The following is a 20,951-nucleotide window of genomic DNA, read 5'->3' on the forward strand; positions in this document are numbered from 1 at the left end:
TGCGCCGACCGACCGCCGGGCATGGCCCGGCGCTACCGGGTCTGCCAGGGCCGGGGCAGGGCGGTTTTGGTATGCTGTGGAGCCGGCCGTGCCGGGCGCAACACCCCCCCTCACTACACGATTCCCGCAGATCCATGAGCGAAGCTACCGATACCCCCCCCGTTGACGAAAACAAGTTGATCGCCGAGCGCCGCGAGAAACTCAAAACGCTGCGTGGGCAGGGCATCGCGTACCCGAACGACTTCCGTCGCGAGGACTTCGCCGGCCGCCTGCAGGAGGAGTTTGCCAACGCTGAAACCTGGACCGCCGAGGCGCTGGAAGGCAACGGCCGCCAGGTGAAGATGGCCGGTCGCCTGATGGCCAAGCGCATCATGGGCAAGGCCAGTTTCGCGCAGATCCAGGACGAGTCCGGCCGTATCCAGCTGTTCCTGCAGGGTGCCGTGCTGGGTGATGCCTACACCGCCTTCAAGGGCTGGGACGTGGGCGACATCATCGCCGTGGAAGGCGGCCTGACCCGCACCAAGACCGGCGAACTGTCGGTCAAGGCCGAGTCGATCCGCCTGCTGACCAAGTCGCTGCGCCCGCTGCCGGACAAGTGGCATGGCCTGGCCGACGTCGAGCAGCGTTACCGCCAGCGTTACGTCGACCTGATCGTGACCCCGGAATCGCGCGCGGTGTTCATCAAGCGCTCGAAGATCATCCGCGCCATGCGCGCGTGGCTGGACAACCGCGACTTCCTGGAAGTCGAGACGCCGATGATGCATTACATCCCCGGCGGCGCGGCGGCCAAGCCGTTCACCACCCACCACAATGCGCTGGACCTGGACCTGTACCTGCGCGTGGCGCCGGAGCTGTACCTCAAGCGCCTGACCGTGGGTGGCCTGGAGCGCGTGTACGAGATCAACCGCAACTTCCGCAACGAAGGCGTGAGCACCCGCCACAACCCGGAATTCACCATGATGGAACTGTACGAGGCCTATGCCACGTACAACGAAATCATGGACCTGACCGAAGGCGTGATCCGTGACGTGGCCCAGGCCGTGAACGGTGGCACCGAAGTGGAATGGGACGGCGCGAAGATCGATCTGGGCCCGGCCTTCCGTCGCTGGCGCATGGATGAAGCGGTGCGCCACCACAACCCGGAAATCTCCGCGGCCGACTGCACCGACCGTGAGGCGCTGCTGCGTCATTGCGAGCGCTTGAAGATCCGCGTCAAGCCGTCTTACGGCTGGGGCAAGCTGCTGCTGGAGATCTTCGAAGCCACGGTCGAACACACCCTGATCCAGCCGACCTTCATCACCGATCACCCGGTGGAGGTCTCGCCGCTGGCCCGTGCCAACGACAACGATCCGGGCTACACCGACCGCTTCGAGCTGTTCGTCAACGGCAAGGAGCTGGCCAACGGCTTCTCCGAACTGAACGACCCGGAAGACCAGGCGCAGCGTTTCCAGGCCCAGGTGGCCGCGAAGGAAGGCGGCGACGACGAGGCGATGCACTACGATGCCGACTACATCCGTGCGCTGGAGTACGGTATGGCGCCGACCGGTGGCCTTGGCATCGGCGTCGATCGACTGGTGATGCTGCTGACCGGCAGCAGTTCGATCCGCGACGTCCTGCTGTTCCCCTACATGCGTCCGGAGCAGTAAGTCGCTTTTCTGACTCCTGATTGTGCGCGCCGTCGCGAAACGAGACGGCGCATTTGACGCCTCCCGCACTCGGCGTATCGTTAATGCACTACCTTGACGTCCGTTATGGCTTGATCGGCGTCAGGGGGATGACGCATCGTGGAGAGTCCGCTTCACAATGCGATGACGATCATGAACCGGGACGCATGACACGGGAGTCGGGCCGATGCAGGGTGCGAGCGTTCGCAGCAGCAGGGTATCCTCGCCTGCTGATGATCCAGCATGGTCGAGAAACCAGGCGGAGTACGCGTTGAACATCGTCATTGTTGACGACCAGACGTCCGCGCGGACGATGCTGCGTCACGTCATCGAAGACATCGCGCCGGAACTGAGCGTGTATGACTTCGGTGATCCGCTGACCGCATTGGCCTGGTGCGAGGCGCACCCGGTCGACCTGCTGCTGCTCGATTACCGCATGCCGGAGATGGACGGGCTGGAGTTCGCCCGTCGTTTCCGTCGCCTGCCCAAGCACCGCGACATCCCGGTGATCCTGATCACCGTGGTCGGTGACGAGCCGATCCGGCAGGCAGCGCTGGAAGCAGGCGTGATCGATTTCCTGGTCAAGCCGATCCGCCCGCGCGAACTGCGCGCGCGCTGCTACAACCTGCTGCAGCTGCGCCAGCAGACCGAGAACGTGAAGCAGCGGGCGTTGTCGCTGGAGCAGCGCCTGTTGGCCAGCATGCACGAGGTCGAAGAGCGCGAACGCGAAACCCTGTCGCGATTGGCCCGGGCGATCGAGTTCCGTGATGCCGGCACCAGTGCCTATCTCGAACGCATGGCCCGCGTAGCCGGGCTGATCGCCGAGCAGCTGGGCCTGCCCGAGGATGACGTCAAACTGATCGAGATGGCCGCCCCGCTGCATGACATGGGCAAGATCGCCATTCCCGATGCGGTACTTCTCAAGCAGGGCAAACTCAACGACGAGGAGCTGGCGATCATGCGCCGGCACCCGCGCATCGGCCACGAGCTGCTGAGTGGCAGCCAGAACCGTTTCATCCAGGTGGGCGCGCTCATCGCGCTGCGCCACCACGAGCGCTATGACGGCAGCGGCTATCCCGATGGCCTGGTCGGCGAGGCGATCCCGCTGGAAGCGCGGATCGTTGCTGTCGCCGACGTCTTCGATGCACTGATCTCGCCCCGTCCGTACAAGGAAGCATGGACCATGGAAGCCACACTGGCTTATCTGTACGCCCAGCGTGGGCGATTGTTCGATCCGCGCTGCGTGGATGCGCTGATGCGCGGCCGTGAGCAGCTGGACCAGATCTGCGCCGAGCATTCGATGGCGTCCGCACGCCCGGGGCTGGGCGCGTGAAACGCCTGTTGTCGCGGCTGCGGCTGCGCCTGTCCCAGCGACAGGACAGCGAGCACGGCCAGCAGATTGTCCGTATCGTCCTGATCAGCCTGATCCTTGCCTACGTGCTGTTGCCGGCGCCGCGCCACGATCTGCCGCATGGGCAGTACGTGGGTGTGCTGGCGATCGTACTGACCGGATTGAGCCTCTCCCTGCTGCTGTTCGGGTGGCTGCTGTGGCGACCGGCACGTTCCGACGCGCGCCGCGTGCTGGGCATGCTGGCCGACTACGGCCTGATCGCGGCCGGCATGGTGCAGATGGGTGAGCCGCTGGCCTGGGTCTACATCGTGGTGATGTGGGTGACGGTCGGCAACGGCATGCGGTTCGGCAACCACTACCTGTACGTGGCAGTGGCAATGGCCATGGTGAGCTTCGGCTTCACCGTGCTCCAGACGCCGTACTGGATGCAGAATTTCCGCCTGGCCATCGGCCTCTGGCTCGGACTGGCCGCCGTGCCGCTGTACTTCTCCACGCTGCTGCGGCAGCTGACCGAAGCGATGGCCGAGGCCCGGCGCGCGAGCGAGGCCAAGAGCCGCTTCCTGGCCAACATGAGCCACGAGTTCCGCACCCCGTTGAATGGCCTCAACGGTATGACCGAAGTGCTGGCGACCACGCGCCTGGATGATGAGCAGCGCGAGTGCCTCAGTACCATCCAGGCGTCCTCGCGCAGCCTGCTGGCGCTGGTGGAGGAGGTGCTGGACATCTCTGCCATCGAGGCCGGCAAGCTGCGCGTGGTGGCCGAGGATTTCGCCGTGACCGACGTGATCCAGGCGATCGGGTTGATCCTGATGCCGCAGGCCAGGGCCAAGGGCCTGGAATACCGGGTGAAGGTTGCCGACGGCGTGCCACCGCGCGTGCGCGGCGACGTCGGGCACCTGCGGCAGATCCTGTTGAACCTGGCGGGCAACGCAGTCAAGTTCACCGACCACGGCCAGGTCGAGATCCGTGTCGGTGTGGTGCATGCTGATACCAGCGGCGCGGTGCGGCTGCGCTTCGACATTTTCGATACCGGCATCGGCGTGGCGCCGGCGATGCGTGCGCGCTTGTTCGATGCCTTCGAGCAGGCGGATGTGAGCATGGCGCGCCGCCATGAGGGCACGGGACTGGGCACGACCATCGCCAAGGGCCTGGTCGAAGCGATGGACGGCGACATCGGCTATCTGGAGAACCCACCGCGCGGTAGTCACTTCTGGGTCGAGCTGCCTTTCGCGCCACCGCAGCCGATGGTGCCGGGCGCGGTCCCGACCCTGTCCGGGGAGGAGGACGCGGGGCCCGGCGGGAACGTGATTGCCTTTGCCGATCCATTCCTGCGCCATCGCGCGCGCGTGCGCAGCATGCAGATCCTGGTGGCCGACGACCACGAGGCCAACCGCATGGTCCTGCAGCGCCTGCTGCAGAAGGCCGGTCACCGGGTGCTGTGCGTCGACGGTGGTGAAGCCGTACTGGACGCATTGGCCGACAGCGAGTTCGATGCGGTCATCGTCGATCTGCACATGCCGGGCATGAGTGGGCTGGACATGCTCAAGGAACTGCGCGTGATGCAGGCCGGCGGTGGACCGCGCACGCCGGTGCTGGTGCTCAGTGCCGATGTCACGCCGGAGGCGATCCAGCGCTGCACCCAGGCCGGTGCCCATGCATTCCTGGCCAAGCCCGTGGTGGCGGTACGGCTGCTCGACACCCTGGCCGAGATCGCCAGCAATGCCCAGTTGAGGACCATGGCTGCGCCGGTCGTGCGACCCGCGGCGCCAGTGCAGGATGGCGTGCTCGACAGCAGCGTGCTGGACGAGCTGGCGTCACTGGGAATGGGTGAAGGGTTCGAGCGTGAGTTCATCCGCCAGTGCCTGGAGGACGCAGCAAGCTGCATGGGCAAGGCCGGGCAGGCGGGTGAAACCGCGCAGTGGGAGGTGTTCCGCGAGCAGTCCCATGCGATCAAGGGCGTGGCCAGCAACCTCGGACTGATGCGCGCGTCCAACCGTGCCGGCGAGTTGATGCGGATGGCCGACTGGCAGCTGAAGGCCGAATGGCGCGTACGCCTGGGCGTGCTGCAGGACGCCATCAAGGAAGGCCGGCGTGCGCTGGATGCGCGCGCCGAGCGCCGCCTGCGCGGTGCCGCCGAGGATGGCGAGGCGCGCTGAGCCTGGGCGTGTCGCGTGATAAAAAAAGCCCGGCGGCCAACCGGGCTTGAACCCATCCTGGGGGAGGGGATGAATCAGGCCGCGTCGAGACCGGCGCGACGGGTCTGGGCCTTGATCAAGCGATCCATGGTGCGCAAGGAGCGGTCGCCAAGGGCGAGGGCGGAATCGACCCATACCTTGGTGATCTCCAGCAGTTCGTCGTAGCTGACCGCCTGGGCAATGCTGCGTGCGGCGTTCATTGCCAGATAGGACTGCGGGGTGCGTTGCTGCTGGCGGATCAATTCTTCAACCGCGGCACGACCTTCGCCCTTCTTCGCCAGTACATCGACGATGCCCAGCGCATGCATTTCCTCGGCGCTGTAGACACGGCCGTCAAGGATGATCTTCTCGGCCAGGTGCGGTGACACCCGCCGGCACAGGAACGAATAGGCCCCCATGCCGGGGAAAAGGCCGAACAGCACTTCGGGCAGGCCCATTCCGCTGCCTTCCTCGGCCACGATGGTGTGGCAGGCCAGTGCCATTTCCAGGCCACCGCCAAGCGCGTCGCCCTGGATCAGGGCGATCGAACGCACGTCGCCGCCGAATCCGGTATGCAGGTGGTGCACGCCTTCCACGCACCGCTGGGCGTAGTTCAGCAGGAGGTCGCGGTTGCCTTCGCGGATCAGGCGGGTGAACAGGTCCAGGTCGCCCCCCAGGTTGTAGGCGACGGCATCGGACGCCAGCACGAAATGCCGCAACGTGCCGCTGTGGCGCTCGGCGGGGCTGCGGGTGATGGCGGCCATGAAGCTCCACATCTCGTCGAGCATGTCCTTTCGGCAGCACGGACGGATGCCGGTGGCGGCATCGGCATGCATGAACAGCCAGTGGGCATTGCCGTCGGCGCTGTCCTCGGTACGGATGGTGGCAAAACGCGAGCCGCTGCTGGGCAGCTTTTCGATGGTACTCATGGAAGGGTCCTCGGCATGCGGCCCGCAGAGTCAGGTGGGTGGCCGGCGGGCCGAACGGTCCACACACGCGGCGATGCTACACCGCCACCGGGGCGCCGCATGCGAAAGGGCCCGGAACGTTTCCGTCCCGGGCCCGAAGCCGTTCAAACTGCCCGAAACCCTTACTGGGCGGGCGTATCGCGGAGTTCGCGACGGAGGATTTTGCCGACGTTGGTCTTCGGCAGCTCCTTTCGGAATTCTACGATTTTGGGGTGCTTGTAACCGGTCAGGTTGGCCCGGGCATGTTCCTTGACCATTTCGGCGGTCAGGTTCGGGTCCTTCTTCACGATGACCACCTTGACCACCTCGCCGGATTTCTCGTCCGGCACGCCGACCGCAGCCACTTCCAGCACGCCGGGCATCATCGCGATGACATCCTCGACTTCGTTCGGGTACACGTTGAAGCCGGACACCAGGATCATGTCCTTCTTGCGGTCGACGATGTAGAAGAAGCCGTGTTCGTCCATCTTCGCCATGTCGCCGGTGTGCAGCCAGCCGTCGGCGTCGATGGCCTTGTCGGTTTCCTCCGGACGCTGCCAGTAGCCCTTCATCACTTGCGGGCCCTTGATGCAGAGTTCGCCGACTTCGCCCAGCGGCAGGATGTTGCTGTTGTCATCCTTGATGCAGGCATCGGTGGACGGGATCGGCAGGCCGATCGAACCGTTGTACTCGGTGAGGGTAAGCGGGTTGATGCAGGCCGCCGGCGACGTCTCGGTCAGGCCATAGGCCTCGACCAGGGTAACGCCGGTCACCTTTTTCCAGCGTTCGGCCACGGCGCGCTGCACGGCCATGCCGCCGCCCAGGGTGACCTTCAGCGACGAGAAGTCGACCGTGTCGAAACCGGGGGTATTGAGGAGGCCGTTGAACAGCGTGTTGACGCCGGTGATGGCGGTGAAGCGCACCGACTTGAGCTCCTTGACGAAACCCTTCATGTCGCGCGGATTGGTGATCAGGTGGTTGCAGCCACCGAACTTCATGAAGACCAGGCCGTTCGCCGTCAGTGCGAAGATGTGGTACAGCGGCAGGGCGGTGATGATCCACTCCTTGCCCATCTCGATGCCCGACGCACTGATCCAGGCCGAGGCCTGCTGCATGTTGGCGATCAGGTTGCGGTTGGTCAGCATCGCACCCTTGGCCACGCCGGTGGTGCCGCCGGTGTACTGCAGGAAGGCGATGTCGTCGTGGTCGATCTCGACCGGCGGGAGCGCGTGGCGGCTGCCCAGCTTGAGTGCCTGCCTGAAGCGGACGGCACCCTTGACGTGGTAGTTGGGCACCATCTTCTTGACGTACTTCAGCACGAAGTTGACGATCGCGCCCTTGGCGCCGAGCAGGTCGCCCAGGCCGGTGGTGATCACGTGCTTGACCGGCGTGTCGGCGATGACCTGCTCGACGGTATCGCCGAAGTTGTCGACCACGACCAGCGCGGTCACGCCGGCGTCGACCAGCTGGTGCTTCAGCTCGCGGGCGGTGTACAGCGGGTTGACGTTGACCACGGTGAGGCCTGCGCGCAGCACGCCGAAGGTGGCCACCGGGTACTGCAGGCAGTTGGGCATCATCAGGGCGACGCGGTCACCCTTCTTGAGCTTGAGCTCACCCAGCAGGTAGGCCGCGAACTGGGTGACCAGCGCATCGGTCTCACCGTAGGTGAGCACCTTGCCGAAGCTGGAGTAGGCCGGACGGTCGCGGAATTTCGCGACGGAAGCGTCGAAGACCGAAGCTACCGAATGGAACTCGTTGACGTCGATTTCGGCGGGAACGCCTTTCGGATAGCTCTGCAGCCAGGGACGATCCAGACTCATATTCCCCCTCCAGGAATCGTGATGTATTAGGTTCCGGCCCTGAGCGTAGCGACAATGGCCGTTCATTGCAGCATACCCCGCCGTAGGGAAAACGCGAAGAGGGGTTTGCGTGGCGCATTGTGCGAACGCGTCAAACGGCGCCGGGCATGGCCCGGCGCTACCGAAGGCAGGACGCGCCTGGTAGCGCCGGGCCATGCCCGGCGGGTGTTTCACCGTGAGCGGCTGGCTCAGCCCTGCTTGCGCACCGGTGCACCATTGGCCTTGTAGTACGGCGCGGTGCTGCGGGCCAGCGGGGTGCGGCCGCGGATCACGTCGGCCAGCTTCTCGGCCATCATGATGGTCGGCGCGTTGAGGTTGCCGGTCACCACCTGCGGCATGATCGAGGCATCGACGATGCGCAGGCCTTCCAGTCCGTGCACGCGGCCCTGGCCATCGACCACAGCCATCGGGTCATCGGCATGGCCCATCTTGTTCGAGCACGACGGGTGGTAGGCGGTCTCGGCATGCTCGCGGACGAACGCATCGATCTGCGCGTCGGTCTGCAGCGCGCTGCCCGGCGAGATCTCGCGGCCGCTGTACGGGGCCAGTGCCGGCTGCGCGAAGATCTCACGGGTGATGCGGATCGCCGCGCGGAACTCGCGCCAGTCCTGCTCGTGTGACATGTAGTTGAACAGGATGCTGGGATGTTCGCGCGGGTCCTTCGAACGCACGTGGATGCGGCCGCGGCTGGGCGAGCGCATCGAGCCGACGTGCATCTGGAAGCTGTGTGCCTTGATCGGGTTGGAGCCGTTGTAATTGATCGCCACCGGCAGGAAGTGGTACTGCAGGTTCGGCCAGTCGAATTCGGCGTCGCTGCGGATGAAGCCACCGGCCTCGAACTGGTTGCTGGCGCCGATGCCGGTGCCCAGGAACAGCCACTCGGCGCCGATCGCCGGCTGGTTGTACAGCTTCAGTGCCGGCGCCAGCGAGACTGGCTTCTTGCACTCGTACTGCAGGTACATTTCCAGGTGGTCCTGCAGGTTGGCGCCAACGCCCGGCAGGTGGTGCACCAGGTCGATGTCCAAGCTGCGCAGCAGGTCGGCCGGGCCGACGCCGGAGCGCTGCAGGATCTGCGGCGAGGCGATGGCGCCGCCGCACAGCAGCACTTCGCGACGGGCGGTGGCACGCTGCGGCTGGTCGTTGTGCAGCCACTGCACGCCCACCGCACGCTTGCCCGAGAACAGGATGCGGTCGGTCAGCGCGTGGGTGACGATGGTCAGGTTCGGACGCGGCTTGGCCAGGTCCAGGTAGCCGCGGGCAGTGCTGGAGCGACGGCCCTTCGGGGTCACCGTGCGGTCCATCGGGCCGAAGCCTTCCTGCTGGTAGCCATTGAGGTCGTCGGTACGCGGGTAGCCGGCCTGCACGCCGGCCTCGACCATCGCCGCGAACAGCTCGTTGTTGCCGGCCTTCGGCGTGGTCACGCGCAGCGGGCCATCACCACCGTGGTAGTCATTGGGGCCGATGTCGCGGGTTTCGGCCTTGCGGAAGTACGGCAGGCAGTCCAGGTAGGTCCAGTCTTCCAGGCCCGGCATGCTGGCCCAGTTGTCGTAGTCCATCGCGTTGCCGCGGATGTAACACATGCCGTTGATCAGCGACGAGCCGCCCAGGCCCTTGCCGCGGCCGCAGTCCATGCGGCGGTTGTTCATGAAGGGCTCGGGATCGGTCTTGTACGCCCAGTTGTAGCGCTTGCCCTGCAGCGGGAAGGCCAGCGCGGCAGGCATCTGGGTACGGAAGTCGAGCCGGTAGTCCGGGCCACCGGCTTCCAGCAGCAGCACGCTGACATCGGCATCTTCGGTGAGGCGGGTGGCCAGCACGTTGCCGGCCGAACCGGCGCCGATGATGATGTAGTCGTACTCGTTATGGGTGCTCATGGGTGTCTCCTGCAGGCCGGGGCGCGCTGCATGCAGGCGTCCCGGCGGAATGTCGGATCGGCACGATGGCCGGACGATGGGGCGCGCGCAGGGCGCGCCGGTCAGAACACGCTGGCGTAGTCGCCCAGCTCGACCTGCACCGACTTGATGCGGGTGTAGTGGCCGAGGGTGGAGATGCCGTTCTCCCGGCCGACGCCGGATTCCTTGTAGCCACCCACCGGCATTTCGGCCGGCGATTCACCCCAGGTGTTGATCCAGCAGATGCCGGCTTCCAGGCGGTGGATGATGCGGTGGGCGCGGCTGACGTCCTTGCTGACCACACCGGCGGCCAGGCCGAAGGTGGTGTCGTTGGCGCGGCGCACCACTTCGTCCTCGTCGTCGTAGGCGAGGATGCTCATGACCGGCCCGAAGATTTCTTCGCGGACAATCGTCATGTCATCGCGGCAGTCGGAGAACACGGTCGGCAGCACGTAGGCGCCATTGGCCAGCGCGCCTTCGGTGGCACGACCGCCGCCGGTCAGCAGGCGGGCGCCTTCGGCCTTGCCGCTCTCGATGTAGCGCAGCACGTTTTCCATGTGCGGGAAGCTGGTCAGCGGGCCGAAGTTGGTCTCGGCGGCCATCGGGTCGCCGATGCGGATGCGCTTGACGCGCTCGACAACGGCGGCTTCGAACGCGGCCAGCATGCTGCGCGGAACGAACACGCGGGTGCCGTTGGTGCAGACCTGGCCGGAACTGAAGAAGTTGGCCATCACCGCGATGTCGGCGGCGCGGTCCAGGTCGGCGTCATCGCAGATCACCAGCGGCGACTTGCCGCCCAGTTCCATGGTCACTTCCTTCAGCGACGAGGAGGCGGCGCTGGCCATCACTTTCTTGCCGGTGGCGACGCCGCCGGTGAAGGAGATCTTCTCGATCACCGGGTGCTCGGTCAGCCACTGGCCGATCTCGCGGCCGGGGCCCTGCACCACGTTGAACACGCCGGCCGGCACGCCGGCTTCGGTGTAGATCTCGGCCAGCCGGATCGCGGTCAGCGGGGTCACTTCGGACGGCTTGAACACCATCGCATTGCCCGCGGCCAGCGCCGGGGCCGACTTCCACATGGCGATCTGGATCGGGTAGTTCCAGGCGCCGATGCCGGCGACCACGCCCAGCGGCTCGCGACGGGTGTAGAAGAAGCTCGATTCGCGCAGCGGCAGCTGGATGCCTTCGATGGCGGTGGCCAGGCCGGCGTAGTACTCGACCACGTCGGCACCGGTGACGATGTCCACGGTGGTGGTCTCGGCCAGCGCCTTGCCGGTGTCCAGGGTTTCCAGGTGGGCCAGCTCGTCGTTGCGTTCACGCAGGATCTCGACGGCGCGGCGCAGGATGCGCGAACGCTCCATCGCGGTCATCGCGGCCCACACCTTCTGGCCGTCGGCCGCGCTCTGCACGGCGCGCTCGACGTCGGCCTGGCTGGCGACCTGCACCTCGGCGATCACTTCACCGGTGGCCGGGTTGACGGTCTTGAAGGTCTTGCCGCTGGTGGCGTCGACGCGCTGGCCGTGGATGTAGAGCTGTTGGACGGGCAGGGTGGTCATGGGGCGTACTCCTTGGAAGGGGGCGGGTGCTGAAGCGCTTATAGCGCGCCAGCCTGCAACTGGAAGTCGATGTAGCCGTAGGCAATGCGCCGGGACTTCTCGGCGTTGAACTGGCCGCCGACCAGGCTGCCGCGCAGCCACAGGCCGTCGATCATCGCGGCCAGGCCACGGGCGGCCAGGCGGGCCTGCGGGTGGGGCAGCAGGCGGTTGAACTGGTGGCACAGGTTGGAGAACAGGCGCTGGTCGTTGGCGCGCTGCAGCCGGGCCAGTTCCGGCTGGTGCATGCTCGCGGCCCAGAAGGTGAGCCAGACGCGCATCGCGGTGCCATTGATCTGGCTGTCGTCGAAGTTGCCATCGACGATGGCGCGCAGCTGGTCGCGCGGGTCGTCGCCGACGTCGGCCCGGCAGCGGGCGACCGCGTCCTTCAGCTCGCGCAGGATCTGCCGCATTGCAGCATTGAGCAGGCCGTCCTTGTCGCCGAAGTAGTGGGCGACGATGCCGCTGGACAGCCCGGCCTTCTTCGCGATGGTGGCGACGGTCGCATCGGCCATGCCGATCTCGTCGATGGTCTGGAAAGTGGCCCGGATCAGCTGTTCGCGCCGTACCGGTTCCACGCCTTTCTTCGGCATTGTCTCTCCACGGATTGCGACCCGAAGGATCGGGCTGCCCGCCATTATGCTTTTTATTGATTGAACGTTCAATCAATAAACCCTAGGATGCGCTCGCGCCCCACGCCATGGGCCCGGTTTACCGGTCCGGCCCCGCCCATGTGCTCCCTCGGACTTGATGAGACGACCCCATGTCTTCCCTGGCTCATCCCAAGCGTTCGCCCCTGCGCTTGAACCGTTTTGTGTTCTTCAGTTCCTCGGTGTCGATCGGCATCCTCGGGCTGCTCACCGTTCTCTATCCCGAAGGCAGCGAGCACTGGCTGCAATGGGCGCAGGCCGAGGTCTCGGCGGCGTTCGGCTGGTGGTACATGCTGCTGATCGTGCTGTGCCTGGGCTTCGTGCTGTGGCTGGCGTTCTCGCCGTATGGCCGCATCCGCCTGGGCCACAACGAGGAATCACCGGCGTTCGGCTACGTGGCCTGGGTGTCGATGCTGTTCTCGGCCGGCATCGGCATCGCGCTGCTGTACTACGGCGCCTACGAGCCGCTGGACCATTTCCTCAACCCGCCCGGGCAGCCTGGCGGTACCGTGGCCGCCGGCCGCGAGGCGATGGTGCTGACCTTCCTGCACTGGGGCTTGCACGGCTGGGCGCTGTACGCGCTGGTGGGCGTGGCGCTGGGCTACTTCGCCTACCGCCGCGACCTGCCGCTGGCGCTGCGCTCGGCGCTGTACCCGATCTTCGGTGAGCGCATCCATGGCCGCATCGGCGACATGGTCGATGGCTTCGGCATCCTCGCCACGCTGATCTCGATGGTCACCAACCTTGGTATCGGTGCGCTGGTGGTGCAGTCCGGCCTGGTCTACCTGTTCCACATCCCGGATACGCCGCAGGTGCTGGTGGCGATCGTGCTGGTGATGATGGTGGTGGCCACCATCGGCGTGGTTGCGGGCGTGGAGAAGGGCATCGCCTGGCTCTCCAACCTCAACGTGCGCCTGCTGTGCGGCCTGCTGCTGTTCGTGCTGGTGACCGGCCCGACCCTGCACCTGTTCGATGGCCTGATCCAGAACACCGGCGACTACCTGGGCGCCTTCGTGCGCAAGAGCTTCGACATGTACCTCAACGACCCGAAGGGCCGTGAGTGGATGGGCTCGTGGACGCTGTTCTACTGGGCGTGGTGGATTGCCTGGGCACCGTTCGTTGGTCTTTTCGTGGCGCGCATCTCGCGTGGCCGCACCATCCGCGAAGTGATCATGGGCGTGCTGCTGATCCCGCTTGGCTTCACCCTGGCCTGGCTGTCGATCTTCGGCAATACCGCCATCGACCTGGTGCTGAACCACGGCCAGGCGATCCTGGGTGAGGTGGCCCAGCACGATGCGGCGATGACGCTGTTCAAGCTGCTCGAGTACCTGCCTGCAGCGCCGTACGTGGCCGGTGCCGCGGTGGTGATCGGCTTCGTGCTGTTCCTGACCCCGGTTGATTCGGGCACGCTGATGATCGCCAACCTGTGCACCCGTCGTGTCGATGACGGCGTGGAGGACGGCCACGACGCGCCGATCTGGCTGCGCGTGTTCTGGGCGGCCGGCATCACCGTGGCCAGCGTGGGCCTGCTGCTGGCCGGCAACTTCAGCGCGATGCAGACGGCGGTGGTGCTGTGCGGCCTGCCGTTCTCGTTCACGCTGGCGTTCTACATGTGGGGCCTGCTGAAGGCGCTGCGCACCGACCCGGACGCACCGCGCCGCTGAGAGGTGGGTGTGGATGGGCATCGGCGCGTGCCGATGCCTGCCACATTTCATTGCATTCCTAGATACGTCGCATGGGGTCGTGATCGACCATGGGGTCTTCTCAAACAGGAGATCCCGATGAAGCCATGCCTCTGTGGCCTGTTGCTGTCCGTTGCGGTTCCGCTGCGTGCCGAGCCGATGCCGCCGCCGATGCGGCAGCTGGACTTTCCCGTGCTGGCGGTGGGCGACATCGGCCAGTTCCGTGTCCACGTGCCGGCCTATGCCGGCGGGCAGGGGCGCGTGTCCTACGCCGCGCATGCGCTGATGCCGGGCAGTGCCGACGATCGCGGCTACCGCTTCATCGCGGTGGCCTGCGGCGATGGTGGATTTACCCCGGTGGTGCATTACGAAGACCGTGGCGTGGTCTGTTCGCGCATCGGCCAGGCGCCACATCCCGCGTTCGAGATGGTGGTGACCGTGCTCAATACCGGCGCTGCCAATGGCGGGACGATCATGCCGGAGGGCCTGCGCGGCCTGGTGTACGACGTTGGGCCGAGTGCGGCGCCGTGGCGGATCTACGGCGTCGGGCCGTAATGCAGTGCGGACCAAGGTCCGCACCCACCCAGGGCACTCCGTCCAGTAGAGCCAGGCCATGCCTGGCTGTTGTGGGGCCGAGCCCATGCTCGGCCCCACAGATGGAACGCTACTTGCTGGCCAGCTGGCGCAGCACGTACTGCAGCAGGCCGCCATGGCGGAAGTATTCAACTTCCTTCGGGGTCAGCAGCATCACCGACACCTCGAAGGTCTTCTTCGTGCCATCGGCCTTGGTGGCGGTGACCGTGGCGCGCTTGCTGGCGCCGTCCTGCAGGCCGGTGATGTCGATCACCTCCGAGCCGTCCAGGCCCAGGCTCTGTGCGTTCTCACCGTTGCGGAACTGCAGCGGCAGCACGCCCATGCCGACCAGGTTGGAGCGGTGGATGCGCTCGAAGCTTTCGGCGATGACCGCCTTCACCCCCAGCAGCAGGGTGCCCTTGGCCGCCCAGTCACGCGACGAGCCGGTGCCGTACTCCTTGCCGGCCAGTACCACCAGCGGCACCTTGTCGGCCTTGTACTTCATGGCCGCGTCATAGATCGCCAGCTTCTCCGGCTGGCCGCCGCCGGCCGGGTAGTACAGGGTATTGCCGCCTTCCTCGCCACCGAACATCAGGTTCTTGATGCGGATGTTGGCGAAGGTGCCGCGCACCATCACGTCATCGTTGCCGCGGCGGCTGCCGTAGCTGTTGAAGTCGGCCGGCTGCACGCCGCGCTCCTGCAGGAAACGGCCTGCCGGCGAGTCCTTCTTGATGTTGCCGGCCGGGGAGATGTGGTCGGTGGTGATCGAGTCGCCGAACAGGCCCATCACGCGTGCGCCATGCACGTCGTCGATGCTGCCGGTCTGCATGGTCATGCCATCGAAGTACGGCGGGTTCTTAATGTAGGTGGAGGCATCGCTCCACTCGTACAGGTTGCCGTCCGGCGAGGCGATGGTATTCCAGCGGGTGTCACCCTTGAACACATCGGCGTAATTCTGCTTGAACATCTCCGGGCCGATGGTGGCGGCGATGACATCGCCGATTTCCTTGTTGCTCGGCCAGATGTCGCGCAGGAACACCGGCTGGCCATCGCTGCCGGTACCCAGCGGCTGGGTGGTCAGGTCGATGTCGGTGGTACCGGCGATGGCGTAGGCGACCACCAGCGGCGGGCTGGCCAGGTAGTTCATCTTCACTTCGGGGTGCACGCGGCCCTCGAAGTTGCGGTTGCCCGACAGCACCGAGGTCACCACCAGGTCGCCAGCGGTGATGCCGGCACTGACTTCGGTCGGCAGCGGGCCGGAGTTGCCGATGCAGGTGGTGCAGCCGTAGCCGACCACGTAGAAGCCGATCTTCTCCAGCTCCTTCAGCACGCCGGCCTTTTCAAGGTAATCGGTAACCACGCGCGAGCCTGGGCCGAGCGAGGTCTTCACCCACGGCTGGCGGTTCAGGCCCTTGGCGGCCGCGTTGCGCGCCAGCAGGCCGGCACCGATCATCACCGCCGGGTTGGAGGTGTTGGTACACGAGGTGATGGCGGCGATGACCACCGCGCCGTCCTTCAGCCGAACCTTGCGGTTCTCGATCTCGATGTCGGCAAAGCCCTTGGCCAGCTGCTCGTTGCCGACCGCGGCGCCGCCGCCTTCATTGACGAACGAGGACACATCCTCGCTGCGCTTGTCACGGTTGGCGGTCATGCCGACCAGCGCTTCGCGGTAGTTCTTCTGCACGTCCTCCAGCAGTACGCGGTCCTGCGGGCGCTTGGGGCCGGCCAGCGACGGCTTCACCGTGCCCATGTCCAGTTCCAGCGTGGTGCTGTACTGGGCGTGCGGGCTGCCCGGCTCGTGCCACAGGCCCTGCGCCTTGGCGTAGGCCTCGACCAGGTTGATCTGCTCTTTGCTGCGGCCGGACAGGCGCAGGTAGTTCAGCGATTCGGCGTCGATCGGGAAGATGCCGCAGGTGGCGCCGTATTCCGGGGCCATGTTGCCGATGGTCGCGCGGTCGGCCAGCGGCAGGTGCTGCAGGCCGTCACCGTAGAACTCGACGAACTTGCCGACTACGCCCAGCTTGCGCAGCATCTGGGTAACGGTCAGCACCAGGTCGGTGGCGGTGGCGCCTTCGGGCAGCTTGCCGGTCAGCTTGAAGCCGACCACCTGCGGGATCAGCATCGACGACGGCTGGCCGAGCATGGCCGCCTCGGCCTCGATGCCGCCCACGCCCCAGCCGAGCACGCCGATGCCGTTGATCATCGTGGTGTGGCTGTCGGTGCCGAACACGGTATCGGGGTAGGCCACCGCCCTGCCGTCCTTGTCCGCGGTCATCACCACGCGGGCCAGGTTTTCCAGGTTCACCTGGTGGACGATGCCGGTGTTGGGCGGTACCACCTTGAAGTTGTCGAAGGCCTTCTGGCCCCAGCGCAGGAAGCCGTAGCGTTCCTGGTTGCGCTGGAATTCGATCTTGCCGTTGAGGTCCAGCGCGTCGGGCTTGCCGAACACATCGACCTGCACCGAGTGGTCGATGACCAGTTCGGAGGGAATCTGCGGGTTGATCTGCTCGGGCGAGCCGCCGAGCTTGACCACCGCATCGCGCATCGCGGCCAGGTCGACCACGCAGGGCACGCCGGTGAAGTCCTGCAGGACCACGCGCGCCGGCATGAAGGCGATTTCGGTGTCCGGCTCGGCGGACGGGTTCCAGCGGGCCACGGCTTCGATGTGGTCGGGGCCGACGGTTGCGCCGCCGTCCTCGTGCCGGAGCAGGTTCTCCAGCAGGATCTTCATCGAATAGGGCAGGTGGGAGATATCGAAGCGCTGGCCCAGCGTGGGCAGGCTGAAGTAGTCGTAGGTCTTGCCGCCGACGTTCAGCTGGCTGCGGGTGGAGAACGAATCGCTCATGCGGGGTAACTCCTTCTTGCGGATGGCTTGCAGTGGCTCGCGCGTGGGCGGGCCTGCTTGCGGTCGCCGCGGGCCTGGTGGCCCCGGAAGTTCCAGTATGAACCCGAAACTGAATGGATTCACCCGGGCCGGGTCCGGCCTGCGGCATCGGTTCCAGACTACAGGGGAAGGTGTATGGCGTATGTCACGTTTGTGGCCGATCCTTTGCGAGGCAAGGGCTGGCGGGTCGCCGGTCCTGTTCAGGGTGGAAGTATGCCCGGGGAAGTATGTATAATTTGTGCATACTCTGGAGGGCCTACTGATGGAAGCCACTGTTGCAGAACGCGGACAGATCACCCTGCCCAAGGCGGTGCGTGATGCCCTCGGCCTGACCAAGGGCACGCTGCTGAAGGTCGAGCTGGACGGCAGCCGCATCATCCTCCGCAAGAGTGTTGACGATGCCATTTCACGGGCGCGCGGCAAGTTCGCGCTGGATGGCTTCGAGTCGTCCGACGCAGCCGTACGCGCGGTGCGTGACGAGGAGTAAGCCGTGATGATCGCCGTCGATTCGCCGGTGCTGGTCGAGCTGCTCAGCAACGGCCCGCAGGCCGATGCAGTGGAAGCCATCCTGCGGCAAAGTCTGGTCGGTGGCCGCGTAGTGGTGTGTGGCGCGACCCTGGCCGAAGTCTGCGCATCGCTGCGCGGCGGCGCCGAAGTGCTGGAAGCACTGGAAGAGATGGGCGTGCACTTCAATCCGATGGAGGCCAAGTCGGCGCTGCGTGCCGGCGAGATGCACCGCCGCCATCGCCAGCGCAGCGGCAGCCGCCGCAGCCTGGACGAATTCATGGTCGGTGCCCACGCACTGCTGCAGTGCGATGGCCTGATCACCTGGAACGACACGTTTTACCGCGACTACTTCAAGGGCCTGAAGCTGATCGTGCCGCAAGCCTGAGCCCATTTTGTTTTTTCAACCTACGCATTACCCGGGAGTTGTCATGTTGGAAGCCTACCGCCACCACGTCGCCGAGCGCGCTGCGCTTGGCATCCCGCCGCTGCCGCTGAGCGCGCAGCAGACGGCCGATGTCATCGAACTGCTGAAGAACCCGCCGCAGGGCGAGGCCGAGTTCCTGCTCGACCTGCTGACCCACCGCGTGCCGGCCGGCGTCGATGACGCAGCCAAGGTCAAGGCCTCGTACCTGGCCGCGATCGCGCTGGGCAGCGAGCAGAACCCGCTGATCAGCCGCGAGCGCGCCACCGAACTGCTGGGCACCATGCTCGGCGGTTACAACGTGGCCCCGCTGGTGCAGCTGCTGGACGACGCCAGCGTCGGCACCATCGCCGCCAACGGCCTGAAGAAGACCCTGCTGGTGTTCGATGCGTTCCACGATGTGCAGGAAAAGGCCAAGGCCGGCAACGCCAACGCCCAGGCCGTGCTGCAGAGCTGGGCCGATGCCGAGTGGTTCACCAGCAACCCGGAAGTGCCGCAGAGCCTGACCGTCACCGTGTTCAAGGTGCCGGGCGAGACCAACACCGACGACCTGTCGCCGGCACCGGACGCAACCACCCGCCCGGACATCCCGATGCACGCCCTGGCGATGCTGAAGAACAAGCGCGACGACGCGCCGTTCACCCCGGAAGAAGACGGCAAGCGCGGCCCGATCCAGCAGATCCTCGACCTGAAGGACAAGGGCCATCTGGTCGCCTACGTCGGCGACGTGGTCGGCACCGGTTCCTCGCGCAAGTCGGCCACCAACAGCGTGCTGTGGTGGACCGGCGATGACATTCCGTTCATCCCGAACAAGCGCGCCGGTGGCGTCTGCCTGGGTTCGAAGATCGCTCCGATTTTCTACAACACCATGGAAGATGCCGGCGCACTGCCGATCGAGCTGGACGTGTCGAAGATGGAGCACGGCGATGTGGTCGAGCTGCGTCCGTACGAAGGCAAGGCGCTGAAGAATGGTGAAGTGATCGCCGAGTTCCAGGTCAAGTCCGACGTGCTGTTCGACGAAGTGCGCGCCGGTGGCCGCATTCCGCTGATCATCGGCCGCGGCCTGACCGGCAAGGCGCGTGAAGCGCTGGGCCTGGCCCCGACCGACCTGTTCCGCCTGCCGGTGCAGCCGGTCGACACCGGCAAGGGCTTCTCGCTGGCGCAGAAGATGGTCGGCCGCGCCTGTGGCCTGGCCGAAGGCCAGGGCATGCGCCCGGGCACCTACTGCGAACCGAAGATGACCTCGGTCGGCTCGCAGGACACCACCGGCCCGATGACCCGCGACGAGCTGAAGGACCTGGCCTGCCTGGGCTTCTCGGCCGACCTGGTGATGCAGTCGTTCTGCCACACCGCCGCTTATCCGAAGCCGGTGGACGTGAAGACCCACCACACCCTGCCGGAGTTCATCTCCACCCGTGGCGGCGTTTCGCTGCGCCCGGGCGACGGCGTGATCCACAGCTGGCTCAACCGCATGCTGCTGCCGGACACCGTCGGTACCGGCGGCGACTCGCACACCCGTTTCCCGGTGGGCATTTCGTTCCCGGCCGGTTCGGGCCTGGTCGCCTTCGCCGCTGCCACCGGCGTGATGCCGCTGGACATGCCGGAGTCGGTGCTGGTGCGCTTCAAGGGCAAGATGCAGCCGGGCGTGACCCTGCGTGACCTGGTCAATGCGATCCCGCTGTACGCGATCAAGTCGGGCCTGCTGACCGTGGCCAAGGCTGGCAAGAAGAACATCTTCTCCGGCCGCATCCTGGAAATCGAAGGCCTGCCGGAGCTGAAGGTCGAGCAGGCGTTCGAACTGTCCGACGCCTCGGCCGAGCGTTCGGCTGCCGGTTGCTCGGTGCGCCTGAACAAGGAACCGATCATCGAGTACCTCAACAGCAACATCACGCTGCTGAAGTGGATGATCGCCGAGGGTTACCAGGATCCGCGCTCGCTGCAGCGCCGCATCGAGAAGATGGAAGCCTGGCTGGCCAACCCGGAGCTGCTGGAGCCGGATGCCGACGCCGAATACGCTGCCGTCATCGAGATCGACCTGGCCGACATCCACGAGCCGATCGTGGCCTGCCCGAACGACCCGGACGATGTGAAGACCCTGTCCGAAGTGGCCGGTGCCAAGATCGACGAAGTGTTCATCGGTTCGTGCATGACCAACATCGGTCACTTCCGCGCCGCTGCGAAGCTGCTGGAAGGCAAGCGTGACCTGCCGACCCGCCTGTGGGTGGCCCCGCCGACCAAGATGGATGCCTCCGAGCTGACCAAGGAAGGCGTGTACGGCACCTTCGGCGCCACCGGCGCGCGCATGGAAATGCCGGGCTGCTCCCTGTGCATGGGCAACCAGGCGCAGATCCGCGAAGGTTCCACCGCGATGTCGACCTCGACCCGCAACTTCCCGAACCGCCTGGGCCGCAACACCAACGTGTACCTGGGTTCGGCGGAACTGGCGGCGATCTGCTCGCGCCTGGGCCGCATCCCGACCAAGGAGGAGTACATGGCGGACATCGGCGTGATCAACGCCAATGGTGCGGAGATCTACCGCTACATGAACTTCGACCAGATCGAGGAATACCAGGACGTGGCCAAGACGGTCGCTGCCTGATGCGGTAGTGCCGGCCGCTGGCCGGCACTTCGATGAAGCCAAACGCCGCGATCCCAGGAGGGGTCGCGGCGTTTTTGCATGGGTGCCGGATTGCGCGGCGATACCGCGCTGCGCTCGCCGGGCATGGCCCGGCGCTACCGCACCTCGTGTTCCGGCATC

General features: G+C 66.0%; 14 protein-coding genes. 8 read left to right on the top strand and 6 right to left on the bottom strand.

From position 1 onward, the window contains the following. Positions 1-134 precede the first annotated feature (134 nt). From lysS to QP552_RS09870, 3 genes are all read left to right on the top strand, one after another. Positions 135-1,646, top strand: coding sequence for a lysine--tRNA ligase (gene lysS, locus QP552_RS09860; RefSeq protein ID WP_106550809.1), 1,512 nt, complete (start codon positions 135-137; stop codon positions 1,644-1,646). Positions 1,647-1,851: 205 nt separating this feature from the next. Then, entirely contained in the window at positions 1,852-2,997 is a 1,146-nt protein-coding gene (locus tag QP552_RS09865; protein ID WP_106550808.1) for a two-component system response regulator, read from the top strand. After that, positions 2,994-5,171 carry a response regulator gene (locus QP552_RS09870; protein WP_286075784.1) on the top strand — a complete coding sequence of 726 codons (2,178 nt, stop codon included), beginning with the start codon at positions 2,994-2,996 and terminating at the stop codon, positions 5,169-5,171. Before QP552_RS09865 ends, QP552_RS09870 begins: the two co-directional genes overlap by 4 nt. A gap of 74 nt (positions 5,172-5,245) precedes the next feature. Here QP552_RS09870 and QP552_RS09875 read toward each other — a convergent pair whose 3' ends face one another. The 5 genes from QP552_RS09875 to betI form a co-directional block, all read right to left on the bottom strand. After that, positions 5,246-6,118 carry a crotonase/enoyl-CoA hydratase family protein gene (locus tag QP552_RS09875; RefSeq protein WP_106550805.1) on the bottom strand — a complete coding sequence of 291 codons (873 nt, stop codon included), beginning with the start codon at positions 6,116-6,118 and terminating at the stop codon, positions 5,246-5,248. Positions 6,119-6,279: 161 nt separating this feature from the next. Next, positions 6,280-7,956, bottom strand: a complete 1,677-nt coding sequence (locus QP552_RS09880) for a long-chain fatty acid--CoA ligase (protein ID WP_111111789.1) — start codon at positions 7,954-7,956, stop codon at positions 6,280-6,282. Positions 7,957-8,183: 227 nt separating this feature from the next. Then, complete coding sequence (betA, locus tag QP552_RS09885; protein WP_010482497.1) at positions 8,184-9,866, bottom strand: choline dehydrogenase; 1,683 nt, start codon at positions 9,864-9,866, stop codon at positions 8,184-8,186. A gap of 101 nt (positions 9,867-9,967) precedes the next feature. Continuing rightward, positions 9,968-11,440: a betaine-aldehyde dehydrogenase gene (betB, locus tag QP552_RS09890; RefSeq protein WP_111111790.1), complete on the bottom strand. Its 1,473-nt coding sequence runs from the start codon at positions 11,438-11,440 to the stop codon at positions 9,968-9,970. A gap of 38 nt (positions 11,441-11,478) precedes the next feature. Beyond that, positions 11,479-12,069: a transcriptional regulator BetI gene (gene betI / locus QP552_RS09895; protein WP_106550801.1), complete on the bottom strand. Its 591-nt coding sequence runs from the start codon at positions 12,067-12,069 to the stop codon at positions 11,479-11,481. A gap of 170 nt (positions 12,070-12,239) precedes the next feature. Between betI and QP552_RS09900 the strand changes: the two genes are divergently transcribed. Beyond that, complete coding sequence (locus QP552_RS09900) at positions 12,240-13,790, top strand: BCCT family transporter (protein ID WP_049453529.1); 1,551 nt, start codon at positions 12,240-12,242, stop codon at positions 13,788-13,790. Positions 13,791-13,907: 117 nt separating this feature from the next. Then, a complete protein-coding gene (locus tag QP552_RS09905; RefSeq protein WP_286075786.1) occupies positions 13,908-14,363 on the top strand; it encodes a hypothetical protein in 456 nt (151 codons plus the stop codon). A 109-nt stretch (positions 14,364-14,472) separates the two neighbouring features. Here the strand turns inward: QP552_RS09905 and acnA are convergent, their stop codons facing one another. After that, complete coding sequence (acnA, locus tag QP552_RS09910) at positions 14,473-17,226, bottom strand: aconitate hydratase AcnA (protein ID WP_286075787.1); 2,754 nt, start codon at positions 17,224-17,226, stop codon at positions 14,473-14,475. A 301-nt stretch (positions 17,227-17,527) separates the two neighbouring features. Between acnA and QP552_RS09915 the strand changes: the two genes are divergently transcribed. The 3 genes from QP552_RS09915 to acnB are packed head-to-tail and all read left to right on the top strand — an operon-like array spanning position 17,528 to position 20,792. Next, positions 17,528-17,752: an AbrB/MazE/SpoVT family DNA-binding domain-containing protein gene (locus QP552_RS09915; protein ID WP_005409505.1), complete on the top strand. Its 225-nt coding sequence runs from the start codon at positions 17,528-17,530 to the stop codon at positions 17,750-17,752. 6 nt (positions 17,753-17,758) lie between these two features. Continuing rightward, the gene (locus QP552_RS09920; protein ID WP_008267153.1) at positions 17,759-18,157 is read left to right on the top strand and encodes a type II toxin-antitoxin system VapC family toxin; all 399 of its coding nucleotides are present in this window, start codon (positions 17,759-17,761) and stop codon (positions 18,155-18,157) included. Positions 18,158-18,200: 43 nt separating this feature from the next. Further along, positions 18,201-20,792, top strand: coding sequence for a bifunctional aconitate hydratase 2/2-methylisocitrate dehydratase (gene acnB, locus QP552_RS09925; protein ID WP_099554761.1), 2,592 nt, complete (start codon positions 18,201-18,203; stop codon positions 20,790-20,792). Positions 20,793-20,951: the final 159 nt, after the last annotated feature.

Source organism: Stenotrophomonas sp. 59 (genome assembly GCF_030291095.1).
Taxonomy (GTDB): domain Bacteria; phylum Pseudomonadota; class Gammaproteobacteria; order Xanthomonadales; family Xanthomonadaceae; genus Stenotrophomonas; species Stenotrophomonas maltophilia_Q.